This is a genomic window from Methanoplanus limicola DSM 2279, from assembly GCF_000243255.1.
Lineage (GTDB): Archaea > Halobacteriota > Methanomicrobia > Methanomicrobiales > Methanomicrobiaceae > Methanoplanus > Methanoplanus limicola.
Genome location: NZ_CM001436.1, coordinates 1,554,756 through 1,572,551, shown reverse-complemented (window position 1 = coordinate 1,572,551; position 17,796 = coordinate 1,554,756). Strand labels below are relative to the sequence as shown.

Annotated in this window: 17 protein-coding genes; 8 read left to right on the top strand and 9 right to left on the bottom strand. The window is 38.7% G+C overall.

All coding sequences use genetic code 11. The annotated features are described in order from the left end of the window. Window positions 1–167: 167 nt before the first annotated feature. The 4 genes from METLIM_RS07560 (at window position 168) to METLIM_RS16570 (ending at window position 1,785) form a co-directional block, all read left to right on the top strand. Window positions 168–1,013, top strand: coding sequence for a MerR family transcriptional regulator (locus tag METLIM_RS07560; RefSeq protein ID WP_004077361.1), 846 nt, complete (start codon window positions 168–170; stop codon window positions 1,011–1,013). Between the two features lie 35 nt (window positions 1,014–1,048). After that, on the top strand, window positions 1,049–1,228 hold the full coding sequence (locus METLIM_RS07555; protein ID WP_048145751.1) for a hypothetical protein: 180 nt from the start codon (window positions 1,049–1,051) through the stop codon (window positions 1,226–1,228). A gap of 224 nt (window positions 1,229–1,452) precedes the next feature. Next, window positions 1,453–1,587 carry a hypothetical protein gene (locus METLIM_RS17550; RefSeq protein ID WP_281034216.1) on the top strand — a complete coding sequence of 45 codons (135 nt, stop codon included), beginning with the start codon at window positions 1,453–1,455 and terminating at the stop codon, window positions 1,585–1,587. A gap of 57 nt (window positions 1,588–1,644) precedes the next feature. After that, a complete protein-coding gene (locus tag METLIM_RS16570) occupies window positions 1,645–1,785 on the top strand; it encodes a hypothetical protein (RefSeq protein WP_157202258.1) in 141 nt (46 codons plus the stop codon). A gap of 22 nt (window positions 1,786–1,807) precedes the next feature. Here METLIM_RS16570 and METLIM_RS15565 read toward each other — a convergent pair whose 3' ends face one another. Beyond that, entirely contained in the window at window positions 1,808–3,901 is a 2,094-nt protein-coding gene (locus tag METLIM_RS15565; RefSeq protein WP_004077360.1) for a histidine kinase N-terminal 7TM domain-containing protein, read from the bottom strand. Window positions 3,902–4,591: 690 nt separating this feature from the next. Here METLIM_RS15565 and METLIM_RS07545 point away from each other — a divergent pair. Continuing rightward, window positions 4,592–5,272 (top strand): nitrite/sulfite reductase domain-containing protein, encoded by a 681-nt coding sequence (locus METLIM_RS07545; protein ID WP_004077359.1) that lies wholly within the window; start codon window positions 4,592–4,594, stop codon window positions 5,270–5,272. Window positions 5,273–5,724: 452 nt separating this feature from the next. Here the strand turns inward: METLIM_RS07545 and METLIM_RS07540 are convergent, their stop codons facing one another. The 3 genes from METLIM_RS07540 to METLIM_RS07530 all read right to left on the bottom strand — a co-directional run bounded on the left by METLIM_RS07540 (window position 5,725) and on the right by METLIM_RS07530 (window position 10,069). After that, on the bottom strand, window positions 5,725–7,170 hold the full coding sequence (locus METLIM_RS07540) for a PKD domain-containing protein (RefSeq protein ID WP_004077358.1): 1,446 nt from the start codon (window positions 7,168–7,170) through the stop codon (window positions 5,725–5,727). 210 nt (window positions 7,171–7,380) lie between these two features. Continuing rightward, complete coding sequence (locus METLIM_RS07535) at window positions 7,381–8,766, bottom strand: COG1361 S-layer family protein (protein ID WP_004077357.1); 1,386 nt, start codon at window positions 8,764–8,766, stop codon at window positions 7,381–7,383. Window positions 8,767–8,782: 16 nt separating this feature from the next. After that, complete coding sequence (locus METLIM_RS07530; protein WP_004077356.1) at window positions 8,783–10,069, bottom strand: COG1361 S-layer family protein; 1,287 nt, start codon at window positions 10,067–10,069, stop codon at window positions 8,783–8,785. 351 nt (window positions 10,070–10,420) lie between these two features. Between METLIM_RS07530 and METLIM_RS07525 the strand changes: the two genes are divergently transcribed. After that, entirely contained in the window at window positions 10,421–12,667 is a 2,247-nt protein-coding gene (locus METLIM_RS07525) for an efflux RND transporter permease subunit (protein WP_004077355.1), read from the top strand. A 117-nt stretch (window positions 12,668–12,784) separates the two neighbouring features. Continuing rightward, window positions 12,785–13,459, top strand: coding sequence for a CatB-related O-acetyltransferase (locus tag METLIM_RS17545; RefSeq protein WP_157202257.1), 675 nt, complete (start codon window positions 12,785–12,787; stop codon window positions 13,457–13,459). A gap of 110 nt (window positions 13,460–13,569) precedes the next feature. Here METLIM_RS17545 and METLIM_RS07515 read toward each other — a convergent pair whose 3' ends face one another. The 5 genes from METLIM_RS07515 to METLIM_RS07495 all read right to left on the bottom strand — a co-directional run bounded on the left by METLIM_RS07515 (window position 13,570) and on the right by METLIM_RS07495 (window position 17,298). Further along, window positions 13,570–13,854, bottom strand: coding sequence for a YciI family protein (locus METLIM_RS07515; RefSeq protein WP_004077353.1), 285 nt, complete (start codon window positions 13,852–13,854; stop codon window positions 13,570–13,572). An 85-nt stretch (window positions 13,855–13,939) separates the two neighbouring features. After that, complete coding sequence (locus METLIM_RS07510) at window positions 13,940–14,629, bottom strand: hypothetical protein (RefSeq protein WP_004077352.1); 690 nt, start codon at window positions 14,627–14,629, stop codon at window positions 13,940–13,942. Window positions 14,630–14,811: 182 nt separating this feature from the next. Further along, on the bottom strand, window positions 14,812–14,997 hold the full coding sequence (locus tag METLIM_RS07505; protein ID WP_004077351.1) for a hypothetical protein: 186 nt from the start codon (window positions 14,995–14,997) through the stop codon (window positions 14,812–14,814). Window positions 14,998–15,136: 139 nt separating this feature from the next. Beyond that, window positions 15,137–16,468: a BaiN/RdsA family NAD(P)/FAD-dependent oxidoreductase gene (locus METLIM_RS07500; RefSeq protein ID WP_004077350.1), complete on the bottom strand. Its 1,332-nt coding sequence runs from the start codon at window positions 16,466–16,468 to the stop codon at window positions 15,137–15,139. A gap of 74 nt (window positions 16,469–16,542) precedes the next feature. Continuing rightward, a complete protein-coding gene (locus tag METLIM_RS07495) occupies window positions 16,543–17,298 on the bottom strand; it encodes a TrmB family transcriptional regulator (RefSeq protein WP_004077349.1) in 756 nt (251 codons plus the stop codon). A gap of 77 nt (window positions 17,299–17,375) precedes the next feature. Here METLIM_RS07495 and METLIM_RS07490 point away from each other — a divergent pair, with 77 nt between their 5' ends. Then, window positions 17,376–17,795 (top strand): hypothetical protein, encoded by a 420-nt coding sequence (locus METLIM_RS07490; protein WP_004077348.1) that lies wholly within the window; start codon window positions 17,376–17,378, stop codon window positions 17,793–17,795. Window position 17,796 lies beyond the last annotated feature (1 nt).

The following is a 17,796-nucleotide window of genomic DNA, read 5'->3' as shown; positions in this document are numbered from 1 at the left end:
ATTTTCTGTCACACCAAAAAAATTATCATACCTGTTCCAGGGCAGCAGATAAAAAAATCCCCGACAGAGTTTTCAGAGATAAAAGAACCAGAAAACGGGATATAAACCATAACCCGGGTAAGAGAAATACAGAATATAACAGATCCGGAATAATAATTAGATGTAATATGCAGTCCGACAGAATAACCATCAGCAGATTTTCACTTTATACATACCTGTCACAGAAGGCCCTGCGCCTCTATGACAAAAAGGGAATACTTGTACCTGAAGTAAAAGACCGTTTTACCGGATATCGCTATTACACAACCAGCCAGATTGAAGAAGCGCTTAAAATCAAGACATTGTGCAATCTTGATTTCAGCCTTAGTGATATTTCAGACCTTCTTCAGGCAGTGGATGAGAAAGAGGACAAAAAGGTCCAAAAGATCATAACAAAGTACCACAGCAGGACAATGAAGGAAATTAAGCGGCTGGAAAAGATAGAATCCCTTCTTAAGGAGAATAAGGATTTTACAGAGTTGTTTAAGATGAATGTATCAGAACCAGTTATAAAAGATATACCTGCAATGAGAGTGATCTCAGGCAGAAGAACCGGATCATATGAAGAAGTCTGCTCAGAAGTCTCAGAAGAACTCTTCAAAATTATATTCAGTCCCGTAAACCAGAAAAACGGAGTCAGAATTACCGGACCGTGCATGTCCATATGCTATGACAAAGAATACAGGGAAAAAGATGCAGATATTGAGATGGCCGTTCCTATACAGGGACAGATTGAAACCGATGGTGACAGATACAGCATCAGAAATCTTGAACCATGCAGAGTAATATCCGTCATTTACAAAGGGCCGTATGAACATGAAGGATTTTCAGCAACCTTCAACACTGCATTTAAATTTGCGGCTGATAAAAATCTTGAAACAACCGGCCCTGAAAGGCAGATATATATCAGTAATCCTAACGAAACAGCACCTGAAGAACTGCTGACAGAAGTTCAGATCCCTATTAAAGGCTAAACTATTTTTTTTATTGAACATACAATCAATAATAAATGAGTGATGAATCTCCCGGTTCAAATCCGGTCACAATTGTCAGAACCCATTTTGTAAAACCGGGATTTAAAGACAAATCTGAAGAGGAAATAATTCGCCTTTCAAAGATATTATCACAATATCCCGGATATCCGGGTGTAAACTTCTTCAGGCCGCCTGACCCTGCCGACGGAGACTAAAGGGTCGTCATAAAATTCCGGACTGAAAACGAGCATAAGAGCTGGAGAGAATCAGATGATTATAAAAGTTGGGAGGTAATTGAGAAGAAAATGGGAACTGTCTGAAAATCCAGTGATGACTGATCATTTATACTGACCAGTTCCTTTTCCGGTTGATTTGAGCAGGCAAAATCAGTTTCCTACTTATGCATCACTGAAAAATCCTACTGTGCCAGAAAATGACTATGGCTCCTCCCAGAACCTATAAAATAGACGATCCTGAAACATGGTTTACACTCCCGGGAAACATAGTTATGAAACCACCGGGAAAAGAGAGGCAGTATTTCATAACCTGGCTTGCAATCTGGCCGATCATATAAGTACTGGGGCCTGTTGAAGCCGTAATTTTCGGGGACCTGCCATATCTTCTTCAGAATATGCTCGATGTTGCGATCCTTGTATTTCTGGTGACATATATTGTAATGCCTTTCATGACAAAAATATTCCGAAAATTCCTCTACCCCGAAGGAACAAGAAAAATTCCTGAAAGTGATGACAGGCTGATAAACGAATATTAAACTCCCATATTCAAAAATATCTTCAGAGAACAACATCTAAGCGATAGGACCCTTTTGGAACTATAATCTCAAACCTTGCCCCTTCACCCGGAATACCGGTCTCTTTTATATTAATACCCGTGATTGAAAGAATCTCCCGTGATAAAAACATCCCAAGCCCTGTATTTCTGAAATATTTCCGATTAAAAATATTCTCCTTTTCACTCTCAGGAATCCCGATTCCGTCATCCTCAAAGACCAGAATTACGAATTCATCCTCCTTAATTAAGGAAAGCGAAATTTTAGTCAGCTTATCTCCATAATGAAGCGCATTTTCAACAAGATTGTAAAAAACCTTCTCCAAAAGAGGATCGGCATAAATTTCAATATTCCCCACATCTACAAGGATATCTACTCCGTTTGAATCAATATACTGAACAGACCGGACAAATATATTTTTAACATTCTGCCATTTAGGGGACTGAATTCCGATATCCTGATAATCTTCCGTAAATTTGATCTGCTGATGAATAATATCTGCCGCAGAAGATTCCTTCTCAAGATATTTCATTAACAGTGAATCTGAATTAACTGTTTCACTGAGATATTCCATGGATAAGTCCTGATAACCTTTCAGTATTGTGAGCTGATTTAAGATGTCATGCCGGGTTATTCCGGAGAGAAGGTTAAGCTTTTTGTTAGCCTGATTCAAAGATTCTTCATTTTTCTTCCGGGCCGTTATATCATGCAGAATACAATGTGTCCGCACAAAATTATATTCGGAATCGCGCTGAATTCGCCCGGAAATTATTGCTGTAATTATCTGACCGCTTTTATTGACCAGTTCCAGTTCCCTGTATATTGAACCCTCAGTTAAAAAATTCCTGAAATAATCTATAAATAAATGGGAGGTCCTCTCAGAAAAGAAAGAAGAAAATGGTTTGCCTAATACCTCTTCTCTTTCATACCCTAAAATATTACTCCATTCAGGATTAATTTCAATAATTTCACCATCACAGTTTAACGACTGATAAGCTACAGGCGACTGTAAAAAGAGGTTTCTGAATCTCCCCTCACTTTTACGCAATGTTTCCTCAGCATTTCTGCGCTCAGTCACATCAAGGAGAATAATGATCAGTCCTTCATTATGTCCGTACCTGTCCTTTAACGGAGTTGTCCGTATATTGATCGTTTTACTTAAGTCACCATGCTGATAAGAGAGTTCCACCTCCCGGGTGACAGGATTATTTTTAAGAATATCACTAATATATGCATCAAATTCAGGCCAGTCAAAATAGTATTCAGAGATAAGTTTCCCGGAATCTTCCCTGATATTGCATTCCAAAAGCTTATCCACAGAATCATTCGCTCCAATAACATAACCGGAATTATCAACTATCAGCACTCCTGAAGGTATAGCATGGAATATCAGATCATATGCAAGAGGTGTAAGCGAGAATAGCCTGTACCGGAATAATGCCCAGAAAGTTATAACAGAGACAGAGAGGAAGGCCAGAGGTGATATATCAATATGATAATATGGCCCTAAAATGAAAATATAAGCAATATATGCAGCAAGAGGGATTACAGCTCCATAAATTATAATTGTAACCTGTTTTTTAATTATCCCGTAAGTTCCGGGTAAAAAATCAAAAAGAACAATAATTCCGGCAGCAAAAGCAAGTATAAAATATGATGCATTCAGGAGATATACAAGTCCGGGATTAATGGACAGCAGCAGCAGGTCACCATATTTAACAAAATCCACAGACTGATACAGAAGAGGTATAAGATACCCGGAATTTATAACAATAAGAGTAAGAACCGGAATTGAAAAGAACAATGCGTAAACCGGAAATTTCAGCTCATCACCATGCCGGGTATAAGTTAAAACAAATATCAGCCATAGCGGGGGTATAAATACAATCCCAAAGTATTCGATCCGAATCATCAGCAATATCTGCTCCGGATCAGTAAGTGCCAGTTCTATACCATATGTAATTGAGTAATATGATACTGCCAGCAGAAGCAGTATAAATACATTGGAAGTACTGGATGGTTTCTTTGCAAGAACAAAGGAGATCAGTATTAAACCAAAAATTCCAGTGAACAGAAATATAGCCGATACAAAAATCATAATTCTGTATTACTCCCCAATTCCGGATTTTTCAGAATTTGTTATAGACCAAAATAATATACCGAACATAATATTTATACTCTCAATCACCTGCAAATGGATAAATTGCTTAATCATATCTGATGAATTCTTATGATACAGTTTTACAGCAATTATCAATCACCTGCAAATGGATAAATTGCTTAATCATAAGTAATTCTTATGAAATTATTATACCACCTGCAATTCACGAGCATTCTTTATTAGATCACAACCACACATCTGATTAAAATTTAATCATCCGGATTAAACATCTGCCCCATAATCAGCACCACACCATAATCTGCAACAGAATGTTTTACAGATTGTTTTATTAATTACTACTAAATACATGAAATAAATACCTGCCAATAATTATTCCGGTTGACAATTTCGGATGACATAATACCAATTTTTAAAAATATGCCATATTATTATAAATAACCATCGTGAGGGAGAAGCAGCTGAAATGAATGTTAAGAAAGACAATTATTTATCCCGACCCTATTTCCGGAGAGCATAACAATTTGCAGCAAAAATCCGGCAATATAAACCAATACAATTCATCCTTACCCATGAAACCGAAAGATGAAATTTCCGGACCACGTCAGTAATATATATTATAATAACAGATGGTGAATCAATTCCTTTAGTAAGGGAGGAGAAATGATCATGACTGAGAAAATACGAGGAGCAATAATCCAGAGAGACAGAGAGACTTATGCCATTGTCCCCAGAAGTCCGGCAGGGATAGTCACAACAAAAAATCTTGAAGATATTGTAAAAACTGTCAAAAAATATGATATTCCAATCATTAAAATGACATCAGGACAAAGAATGGTCCTGGTAGGTATTAAAAAAGAAGATATTGAAAATATTAAAACAGAACTTGGAATGCCTATTGGAGAGGCTACTGCACCCTGCCTTCATTATGTGCAGACCTGTCCCGGCACAGCAGTATGCAAGTACGGAAATCAGGACTCACTTTCACTTGGTCTTGAGATAGAGGAATTATACAAAGATCTAAATCTTCATGCAAAACTGAAATTCGGCATATCCGGCTGTCCAAGATGCTGCGGTGAGAGTTATGTCCGTGACATTGGAATATTTGGCTCAGGTAAAGGATGGACCGTAACATTTGGAGGTAACTCCGGCGGAAGACCAAGAATAGCCGATGTAATAGCTAAGAACATTACAAAGGATGAGGCTCTTGACCTGACAAAACGCCTGCTTGAATATTATAAAATTAGTGGTAAACCAGGAGAGAGGACAGCACGTTTCATGGAGAGAATCGGCTTTGATACCCTTCAGAGTGAACTTCTGACTACAATTCCATACATTGAGCTGAAATAATAGAAAGCTGATGAGGCTGTTGCACGGTTATTTTTTTGTAGATAATAAGATAATTTTATTTGGCAAACGGATATTTTTTTGACAATTTTCAACCAATAAATATAAATAATTTATCCATCAGTCCACCAAATTTTATTCACGCAACAGCCTCTGATAATACCCGGCAAATCTTTTTAGAGAATCATACCACAATATAACAATAATATTTTAAATTTAAAATAATGCTCAAAATTCAGAGTTCGCAGGAATGCCTAGAAAAATTAAGAATTTTCAGAATAATAAAAGATTAATATTACAAAATAGTCACTCATGAACAAGCTGGTTCACAGATAATGAATGAAACGGTGTATTGTTTCATAGGAGCTGTAAAAAAAACATTTGTGACAGATCATATCAGCCACAGATAAAATTAGAAGGCAATGAGATCGCCCATATCCGGAGATCAGGCATAACTATAATGCTGAAATCCTTCCAATGATAAAATAAGCAATCTTTGCCGCATCACCTACCTCAACAACATAATTTTCATTGAAATCTGCTGCTGGATCAAGGGTTTCCTTATCTGCAACCATATATGCAACTTTTGAGACATCTCCGATATCAACAACACCATTCCCATTGAAATCACCCTTTACCCCGACTGTAATGTTTCCCGAATTGTAAACACCCCCGTAAATTATTCCTTCAGCACTCTTACATTCCGGATCTGTAATCGGGAGATGAGTTGTTTCACCCGGAATTCCGGTACCTCTTACAACAATTTCAAAGAGAACTACCGGATTTTCGGATGTGAACCCATAATCATTATTAAATTCAAGCCGTGCTCCATATTCCTCATACCATACACTCATTTCAGCACCCTCAAATGCAGAATTCAGAATACTAAGGCCGGTGACATTCACTATCGCAGGATCATATGAAGCAGTACCTGAAAGGCTTTTAATTCCGGAACAATTGCTCAGATAAACCGGAATTATCGTATATCCATCTTTTGGTACAGTAACATCAGGAAGAGTCAGAACTGCACCGGTGGCAGATGACCTTATACTGATAAATTCATATTTTGTCACTGTATCAGAACCGCCTGCATTTGTCACAGTAAGAGTTACGTCATAAACTCCCGGTGCTGCATATGTATATTCGGGGTTCTTTTCATCTGATGTATTACCATCCCCAAAATCCCATAACCATTCTGAAGGACTGCCCGATGAGAGATCGCTGAACTGAACTGTAAGTGTATCCACACCGGTCAGATTCCCGGCAGTGAAATTCGCCACAGGAACCGGAGGTGTTCCTCCCACTTTAATATCTTCTGAAGAAATCACTTCACCGTCAACAAGAACGGTTATAACAGCATTACCCTCATCCATACCCTTAAGACCGAAAGTTATTGATGAATCGTCAGCACCGTTCTTTTTGCCTTCAAGCTGGAGTGTAAGATTAACAGTTGAAGTCCCTGTATCCATTTCACCAAAAAGTTTCAGAGAATCAACAGTTCCGGAACCTAAACTGTCAAGTCCCTGAGAGAAATCCACAATTTTATCTTCACCTGCGATATATTCAGCTGACTTAACTGAACCGTCATTCTGTGCCCTTAAACCGGCGCTGATTACGGGTTCTGCCCTAACATATACATCAGGTTTTTCAAGCGAAAATGGAAGGAAAACACTGGTTGCCTCAAAGGCAAAACTTTCAGAACCTTCAACATTCATATCAGACTGCATCCTGAGTCCGAATATGCTTTCGTCAGCCAGATCCTGAATGCCTATTGTGATAGTATCTCCTTCCTGAATATATCCGGGACTGACTGTAACTGTAACAGCAGATGCCCCGGCACAGATAAATGCCAGGAAAAATATGCATCCGGTAATGATGTAATTACTGTAATGATAGTTCATAAATTATCTCACTAAAAAGATTTATCCCTTAATTTTTGTGTTCAGAAGTTAAATGTGTACTGAAATACCTCAGGGAAAAACAGACCGGAAAAATATAAAGCGGGAATCTTAACCGGAAATTTACAGAATATTTAAAAAAAGAAATAACCCCCAAAAATTCACATGAAACGCATTCTGAATAAATTAGATCAATATTGTTCTGAATTTGATCTAATTCTTCTTTCTTCTCAGTGAATAGTACAATCCAAAGAGAATAACTGCCAGAATGACAGCATCTACTACAGGATTTGTAACCAGTTCACCAATGCCGGACTTATTTACTGCAACAAATTCCACCTTCAGTTCATCGGAAAGGCAGAGATTATCAGATTCATCTCTGTATTTTATCTCAGAATTTAACGCATAGGGCTTTAAAATTGCCGTTCCCCCAAGTGATAGTTTATATTCAGCAGTGACTGTCTCTCCCGGCGCAATATCACCCAGAATTACTGAATCAGTCACTGCCTTAAACGGATTTTTTGCAGTAATTTTTGAATTTGCACCATATGCAGTTGCATCTCCGGTATTTCTGTAACTGACACTAAAGCTTCTGGTTTCTCCCGGAGAAAATACAAATTCTTCAGACAAAATATCAAATTTCGGACCTTTGCCAACCGGAATTCCGACAATTTCAGCCTCGGACTTCGCTGAATTACCAGATTCATCAGTATACATTACAATAAACTCTGCCGGATATACTCCGCTCTCAACATCTCCGGAAACGACTGCCTTAAACCTGGCATTGCCGGAATCTCCAAAAGCTATATCACCGAGATATACACAGCCTTCCTCAATCTTTACCGGAGAATAGGGCGACATAATAATCTCTGCTTCGGCATCTTTTCCGGAAGCATAACCGGAATTGACAAAACCAACATTGATATAGCCTTCCTTTCCGGAATTCAGGTTTTCTGTTGTGACATTCAGATCCGATGGAATAAATTTCCCCTTAACCTTTACCGGAATTTCAATTTCCTGGAGAGAATTTCTGAAATCGTACCTCAACTCCCCCGACTCGTCAAAATAACCGGAGAAAACATATCTGGATTCAGTCATTAAGAACAGATTATAATTGCCTGCCTCTGCCTCATCGTCAATATAAATAAAATATGTAACTGTAAGGCTTTCACCCTGTTCGATATCACCCACCATATAGCTGTCACTCTTTACGTTTACAGGTGCATCACCGGATGTTAAAGCAGCATCAGTGCCGAGTGCAGTTGCCGGATCAGTCTCCACCATTGGATACTCCAGCCCTAAAAGCTCTTCAGTATCAACAGCTTTATTCTCAATCAAAATAGTCACAGGATATGTATTTCCGGGGAAGAACTCATTTGAACCTTCAATTGTTGCAGTAAGCTTTGGTTCACTCCAGATAAATTTCTCACCCGCACCAGATACCGGCATAACAAGCATGCAGATCAACAGTGCAGCAGCAAGAACACAACCGGTCAGAGAAGAACTCATTTTGCCTGAAATATGAGGGTCAGGCACAACAGATGTGACATTCTCTTTAATCCACCGGAATAAAAATATTATAATATCAAATATTATCATAATCTTTTCCAGTCAGTTATTTACCGTTCTTCTTTCTGGAATAAAACCATGCTCCCATTGCAAGAAGGATAACAAGCACCAAAAATCCGGCAATAAACATCGTACTGTCTGACCTCTTCTCAACAGACACCAGAACTTTGACAGTATCTGAGACATAATTATTATTCTCAGCATCATTATACCGGATCTCAGAGTCAAGTGCATATTCCTTTGCAGTTGCATCAGCAGATACTTTTACTTTATAGATGCTCTGCACTGAATCTCCGGGTTTTAAATTACCAAGATAAACATTGGAGTCATCACTTGAGAAGGGATCAACAACACTAATTCTCCCCTCTGCCTGATATGCAGTCGAATCTCCGGTGTTTTTGTAAGTGACATATATCAATGCGTCTTCACCGGAACTGACGACAGTCGGATCTCCGGTAGACTTAAACTGGATCTTCCCTTTAAATCCGACTCCGACAGATACAGGAGCGGTCTTCTGAACCTGATCTTCATAATTCTTATATGCCGCATAGACCTGCACCGGATAGACCTGTGTTGGATCGGCATCCTTTGAGACCGAAACTTTAAATCTGACACTGACCACATCTCCGGAATTCATATCACCAATATATACACTGTCCTCAACCGGAGTTATGGGGCTTTTTCCAACCGGCTGAATGAATATTGCTGTCTCTTTACCATCGTCAGAACCGTCATTTTTAATCTTGATTGTGACATAGCCCTCACCTCCGGCATAAAGCTCTTCAGAACTTACGCTCTCAACTTTGAGGTGAAGTGACGGTTTAATGATTATCTTAACCGGAATTTCCTCAGATACTTTTTTGAAGGTATATGAGATTTCATCAGTGCCCGACTGATCAGCATTATACATATATTCATATTCGACCTTCAGAAGAATTTCGTAACTTCCCTCCTTTGCATCCTTCGGGATATTAATCTCAAATTCTGCCGGTTTGTAATACCCTGAAGGAATGTCACCCAATATCTGATGGGCGGATTTTACAGTCAGGGGAGAATCTCCTGGCATAAGTGATGCCTTTACAGACTTTGCGGTAGTCGGGCTGTAATCCGGAGTTATATCCGTTGCCTTGACAAATTTCATATCTATAAGCCCACGGTTTTCAACAAGAATCACAATCGTCGTATCAAGTCCGGGAGGCAGCTCATTTGTCCCCTGAACCGCCGCAGAAAGTTCAGGTCCGTTTGAATAAAATTTATCTCCGGCTGATGCCGGGATTATGACTGCCGTAAATATGATAAATACGGCAAGGAAGAAGAAAGATATTCTTTTCATTGTTATCACTGGTTATTCAGGATATGCTCTCAAATAATATAAGTGATATTGAATTGTTCTTATTATCATATTGACAATTTCACCACAAAGAACAGCTATCACAGGTAAAGAAAAAATATCCATTTTATTCAGTTAAAATAAGAAATTATATCTGCCATTGTGATAAAATTCTCCGGTACAGAAAAATATGAAAGAAAAAGGTGGAGTATCCGGTTTTTTTACCTTCAGGTCTTTAAAATATAATTGGCCGGAGTAAGATTGACCTTCCGGGATTTCTGAAAAATATGTCCGCAAAAAAATACAGGAATAAAATAATGTCTAAAATCCGGATTGAAGACAGGAGTCTAATTAATGTCAGGGTTAAATGAAGCATACCGGAAAACCGGAGAGATAATAAACAGGCATCCGAAGACAATCCTTCTGTTACTGGTTGTTCTTTTCATCTGCGCCGGATATTTCACAACGTATATAAAATCGCAGAATATGTCAGATCAGTATCTTGACAAATCAACTCCTAAGGGGATAATCTATGACCAGTACAATGACAATTTTGTATCTGACACCTATATACTTTTAATTCAGACTGCAAATCCTGCCGATTACGAACTGCTAAAAGATCTGCTGATACTGGAGGAGCAGATAAACAGACTTGATTATATCAAATCATCAACGTCAATTGCAGATATTGTTTCAGAAATGAACGGCGGAGTTCTGCCGGATAATAACAAAGATATAAATGAACTGATTTCACTTCTGCCGGAAAAAGATTCCGGGATGTTTATACCTGACAGTGAAACCGCCATTGCATATATAGAAGTTGAACAGGGGATATCAACTGACATTTCAGCCACAATTCTCCCCGGTGTGCAGTCAATTGTTGATACTGCCGTTCTTCCGCCGGGAGTTTATATTGAGGTCACAGGCGGCACACCGTATAATGTTGAGATGCAGACAGCAATGGTTGAGAATGGTATTGTACTTGTCCTTGGTGCATTTGCCCTGATGTTTGTCGTTCTTGGCATTCTCTTCTCAAATATGAGACACTGGTATCTGCCGATTGTGCTTCTGCTTGTAAGTTTAATTTACACCTTCGGCTTTATGGGTGCATTTAATATTCCGTTTAACAACGGTGCTGTAGCAGCACTGCCGATTCTTCTTGGCCTCGGTATAGATTATGCAGTTCAGTTTCATGCAAGATTTGACGAGGAGAGAAGAAAAGACCAGTCAATACATGATTCAGTGCTTGAAACAGTATCAAACACAGGTCCGGCAGTCCTCCTTGCAATGCTTGCAACTACAATGGGTTTTATTGCAATGATTTTAACCCCGATTCCAATGATTCAGAGTTTTGGAATTGTGGCAATAATCGGAGTTGCATGCAGTTATTTAACTGCACTATTCGGATTCCCGGCAATTGCATCAGTCATGTCATACGAGCCGAAATATGACAACAGCGGCCCTGCACACAGAATAATGTCAGCATACGATCATGTCCTTGGCAGGTTATCCAAAAAGATCGTCAGGGTATCAGTTCCGATATTAATAATTGCAGTCTCAGTTGCGTACATCGGTGTGGTAACCGATTCAACTATTGCAATAGATACAAGTACCAAAGACATGGCACCGCCTGACCTTCCTGCACAGTTATCCCTTGATAAAGTGCAGGATGTCGCAGGATCTGTGACTGCCTTTCCCTATTACATAAAAGGGGATGAGCTTACAAATATCGAAGTAATACAATGGATTGACAGATTTGGCAGTTTTGCTGAGGACAATCATGAAGAAATCACCGGAGTTGACAGTATTGCAACTATTATCCGGAAATACAATAACAATGAGATTCCAGATGACCAGGGGACTCTGAACTATATCCTTGAAGAAATTCCGGATGATAAAAAAAATCCCTATCTTCAGGGACCGGATGAAGCAGTGGTTTCATTTTCAACAGTAAGTCTCTCAATGGATGAAGAGAGTGAACTTAAGGCAGCGGTTTCAGCAGATATTACCTGGCTTAATCCTCCGGCGGGTATAGAACTCTTCCCCACAGGCGATTTTGACCTGTATACTGCCCTGATATCCCAGATTGCAGAGAGCAAAGACCAGATGACAATTACAGGATTTATCCTGATATTCCTCTTCCTGCTTTTTGCATACAGAAAACTGGTTGCAGCAACACCCGTAGTACCCATAATATGTATTGTCGGCTGGAATACAGTCGCAATGCTGATTCTTGGGATGGAATATAATCCAATCAGTGCCTGCCTGGGTTCAATGACGATAGGAGTTGCATCCGAATATACAATTCTTGTCATGGAGAGATATATCGAAGAGTATGAGAAATCCGGAGATAAGACGGAAGCTATTATAACTGCGGTTAAAAAAATCGGCTCTGCAATAACAGTATCGGGACTTGTCACTGCAAGCGGTTTTTCGGCCCTCATGCTCTCGGCATTTCCAATCATCGGCACCTTCGGTCTTTCAACTGTCATTGCGGTAGGGTTCTCGCTTATAGGTGCAATTTTTATAATGCCGGCAATTCTGACATTTTATGCAGGTACTGAGAACATAATCAAAAAAGAGAGTAAATCTTCTTTATAATAATCTCTAACTTTTTCCTTTCATCCGTACAAATGAAGAATATATTTATCATTTCCATTCAATTATTCCTGTATGTTTGATCCCAAAGATGAGAGATTTAATTTTACCGGAAATCCGATGGAAGACGGATGTATCGGTCAGTATGCGGCGTACCACGATGGAAAAAAACTCAATTATGAACTGATGAAGAAATTTCCGGGTGCAGTTATCTTTGAAGGTGCAGTAGTATTTCCGGACTGCAAACTCGGCGATAACGTGGTCATACATCCGGGAGTAGGGATTTCATCATCTGTTATAGGAGATTACACATATACCTGGTCGGGCATGCATAATACCACAGTCGGGAAGTTCTGTTCAATTGCCCTGCATAACAGAATCGGATATGGTTTTCATCCTTCCGGAACTTTTGTTGCAACTCATCCGGCATTTTATTCAAAGTGGAATCCGGGGGTACTGGCTTCTTTTACAGATGAAACTGTCTTTCAGGAGAGTCTGCCAATAAAAATAGGGAATGATGTCTGGATCGGTACCGGATGCACCATACTTGACGGAAAAACAATAGGTGACGGGGCAATAATAGGTGCAGGTTCGGTTGTGACAAAAGATGTTCCGGACTATGCAATAGCTGCAGGGTCTCCGGCAAAAATTATTAAATACCGTTTTAATGAAGATCAGATCTCACTTCTGAAAGAATTCAAATGGTGGAATAAGAGTATTGAATGGATTAAAGAGAACGCAGGATTATTCAGGGACATTGATAAATTCTGTAAGTATATACAGATAAATAAATAAGAAAATTCTCAGATGCCAAATTTAAACGAGAGCCTGACTGATTCCCGGATTTTTTAAAAGAAACCTGGTAAATTATTTTTTCCTACCGGAAAAATACATTTTTTAATTATTCAGAGAATCCACTCAAGTTCTTCACATGACATAGTGGGTTCAAATTCAATGAATTCATAATCGGCAATGTTATTAATTTTAAAAGGATCTTTTTCGATTATTCCTTCCAGTTCATCCCTGCTGCACACATTTGCAAAAATAATACCGCCTGTACGTGGTATCTGTCTTCCGGAGATAATAAAATTCCCGTTTTGATATTGTTCGGTAAGGTAATCCCTGTGCGCCGGAAGATAATTGTCAATCATTTCCGTTTCTGTAATGTATTTCAGTAATACTACAAACATGATATTTTTCTAATCAGTATTCTACATCAGAATTAATAAGTGATGTGGTAAGAATACCTCCGGGAATTTTGACCGGAAACATATCTCAGCATTCATCATCAGCCAGTCCGCCTTCGTATCCACAGACTCCTGAACGGGGGGAATTTGCAGCCAAAAGCCAGGCATCATCACCGGATTTATGTTTTATGTGGCATTTATCGCAGTAAAATATGTCATCCTGATCTTCATAAAGGCGGAATATATAGGTTGCCGGCCTTCCGCATTTTGAACAGAATATTTCCGGTCTTTTATTTCTGGCAACGATCTCTGTTTTTCTGCCTTCTTTTGTCCGGTAAGGAAGTTCACATATAACCTTAAAATACAGAGTAGTCGGGCTTCCATTGTCATATACGTGCTTTCCTGTAAGGTTTACTGTTAAGAGCTTATCTACAGTAACATCAGCCATATCAAGTCCTTTGCCATATTCTAAATCTTCAGACGGATCAGATTCATATTCCTTTCCGGCTATATAAAACGATGAAAGATGACCGCAGCATTCAAGCCAGACATCCCTTAACTTCTGATCTATATCTTTAAGGGTTGAATTTCGATCTACGAGAAGATAGAGCCAGAATTTAGGATTTCTGAATCCAGTGAAAAGAATAAGCCATGAAACAGGTTCAGACTCTTCTCTGCGATATTTATTCAGCGAAAGAATAATCTCACTCTCTGCCTTCCGCTTTGTTGTATCTGACCCGGAGATGAGGCATCTGCCGGGATAAGTTCTCTGCACCATAAAATATATTGGACAGATTCAGGAATTATATTTGCCCCAGGTCACATTATCAGAGCAAATTATGAGAGAGGGACATATAGACAGATAATGCTGCACAAATCACAGATTAAACCTGATTAAAAAGAGCAGAATAAAATCCGGATAACAAAAATAAAAAAAGTAAAATAGCCAGAGAAACAGGTTTACTCGTATGCTACGAGTTTAAAACCAATCTTTGACTCAACATCCTGAATTGTCTTTAATGCTTCAGCAGAAAGATCCGCTACTTTTGGCTCCTTCTTGACAGCCAGGAGAACAACATTCATCTTCTCTTCACACTCTTTTAGTTCTGAGAGATCTTTCTCCTCAAGATTTGCATATCCGGTCATAGTCTACACCAACAGTAGATAATCGCTCAAACATATAATTTTATGTATCAGACATCCAGAATATATTGATCTAAGTCAAATCAGGAGGAGTAAATTATAACTCAGGTATTGTCGATAATCCATTACATCAAAATCAGAATTACTTTTTTCCGGAAATTGAACGAGCGGCAGCAAAAGCCATTGAAAATGCCGCCTGAAGATTATAACCACCGGTATCCCCGTCAATATCAGATACTTCACCGATAAAATAAAGACCGGGAATTATTTTAGACTCCAGCGTCTTCCGGTTTATCTCCTTTAGATCAACGCCGCCCTTTGTTACCATCGCTTCATTTAACCCGGAGAGAGAATCCACCAGGACTTCATAACCTAAAAGTCCTGATATAATCCTGTTTCTCATCTTCTTATTAAAGTGAGCACAGGTAAGATCAGCAGAAATCCCGGAAATCTCAAGATATTTTTTCACAAATCTCTCCGGGAGTCCGGATTCAGTCAGGACCTTTCTGACAGTTTTTGTACTGCTTTCTTCAATTTTTTCAGTTATATCCTGCCTGAAAATTTCAGGATTTTTTCCGGATATAAAAGAAATCTTAAGAATATCTCCCGGGAGAATATGCCTTGATAAATGAAGGATACAGGGGCCTGAAAACCCCTTATGGGTTATCAGCAGATCACCGGACTGCTCCGACATCTTACAATTATCTCTGAAAAGAGATATTTTAACGCCTTCAAAAGATATTCCTGAAAGATCAGATAGCTCAAAATCCCGGATATAAACAGCAGCAAGTGCAGGTGAAGGACTGATAACAGTATGCCCAAAACCACTGGCAAATTTATAACCGTCACCTGTTGAACCTGTTGCAGGATAGGTCATTCCTCCGGTTGCGACAACCAGATTTCTGCATTCGTATCTGTCATTCTCCGTATGAACTATAAATCTCCCTCCAGGATGCTCATCTGAGAGATTAATATCTGACAGACCCAAATCTCCGGGACGTTTATTGTCCTGATATTCAGTTTTAATTACAGCATCACCGGTTTTTATCAGAACTCCCTTCTTTTCACATTCAGAAATTAAAATATCAAGAACATCTGAAGCTTTTTTCGATTCCGGAAAAACCTTGCCGTTTTTATCTGTAACAAGTGGCAGACCCCTGCTCTCAAAGAAACTGATGAGATCCCTGTTTGAAAAAGACGATAAAGAAGGTTTAAGAAAATTCCCGTTGCCACCGTAATGTGCAGGAAATTTTTTTATCTCTTCCTTATTGGTAATATTGCACTGCCCTGTCCCGGTTATCAGGAGTTTTCTCCCGCAGAGTTTTTTCTTCTCCAGGATAAGAATTTTATTGTCAGAATTTCCATTATATTTTCCTTTTTCTGCGTGTTCTATGGAGATATTTGCAGCACAGAAAAGACCGGCCGGCCCGCCACCGATTATTATTGTATCATATATCTGATTATTATTGATCATTTTTTATTTTCCTGACAATGTATCAATTATCTAAATAATTAAGCGTTTAGTTTCATATGTACTGACATACTTCATTATATGCTGCCTTCCAGAATTTTGATATTATTTTTAAGCATAAAAACAAATGCCGGCATCATAATTATTGTACCGTAGTTCTCCTCCTCAGAAGAATTAATCACAAAAGCCGTTGATTCATCAATAATCATAAGTAACTTATTTTCTGTTATTTTTCCATCAAATCTCATTGACTTCTCCTCAACATTTTTCATGAACTTCTGCCATCTTTCAGAAAACTCTGTAATCCTTAAACCGGTTCCTTCAAAATCAGATTTTTTTGAGGCATAAATTTCAATATTCAGTCTTTTTTTTGCTTTTACAACATCACTTAATGCCCACTTAAAAGTACTAAAATCATCAACAACAAAAATTATCTCTTTTTCAGCATTTACAATAAGAGATTTAACCCTGTTCTTTATTGACCATTCACTCCGTATGGTCCAGAAAGGAGGTACAGGTTTTGTACCTAAATGAAGATCTCCAAGATATTTTATAGATTCATCAATATTTTTGTTAATTTCCATCCGGAATGAATTCAGGATTATTGAAGGATCAGGTGAAGAATAATAAGAAGGGTTTCCCTCCTGAACATCAATAAACCCCTTATCCGCCAGTTCTTTCAATACAGAGTATATTCTTCCAAGAGGAACACCGCTGTTTTCATGTATCTCCCTCGCTGAGGACATGCCCAGCCCCACAATAGAAACATAGGCTTTTGATTCATATTCGGTCAGTCCAAGTAATTTCAGAGCTTCAATCACCTTATTTTTCATTTACAACTCTATGAGTTGTACCTCATTGATATTAGATTCTTTCCAGATACTATTATGCAGGCCATGAGGCAGTATAAATGATCAGGAATAAAGCCCAACCCCAGGAAATAAATGAAGAGTTATCCAGTCCGGAAACTTATCATATATGGAATGAAACCGGATTTATTCCATCTAAATATTATATATCATTAATAGAATTGCTCCACCAGGCAGATTCAGAAGAATATATTATTCCGGATGACCTGATTCTTCATACGATTAAAAATCTTGAGAGTGAAACTGCTTCAGGCCGCACATCATATATTTTGTACTCACGGGAAAAGATGATAAATTTTGCCGGGATATGTAGGATAACCAATGAAATGCCGGGCAAATACGATGACAATTACCTGATGACAAAAATTACAGAGTCACTGATAAGAGACTATCTAAGCCCAAAATACCAATTTAAAAAACACAGGTCCAGCGATCTTAAACAGATTATTCCGGGAAAATAAT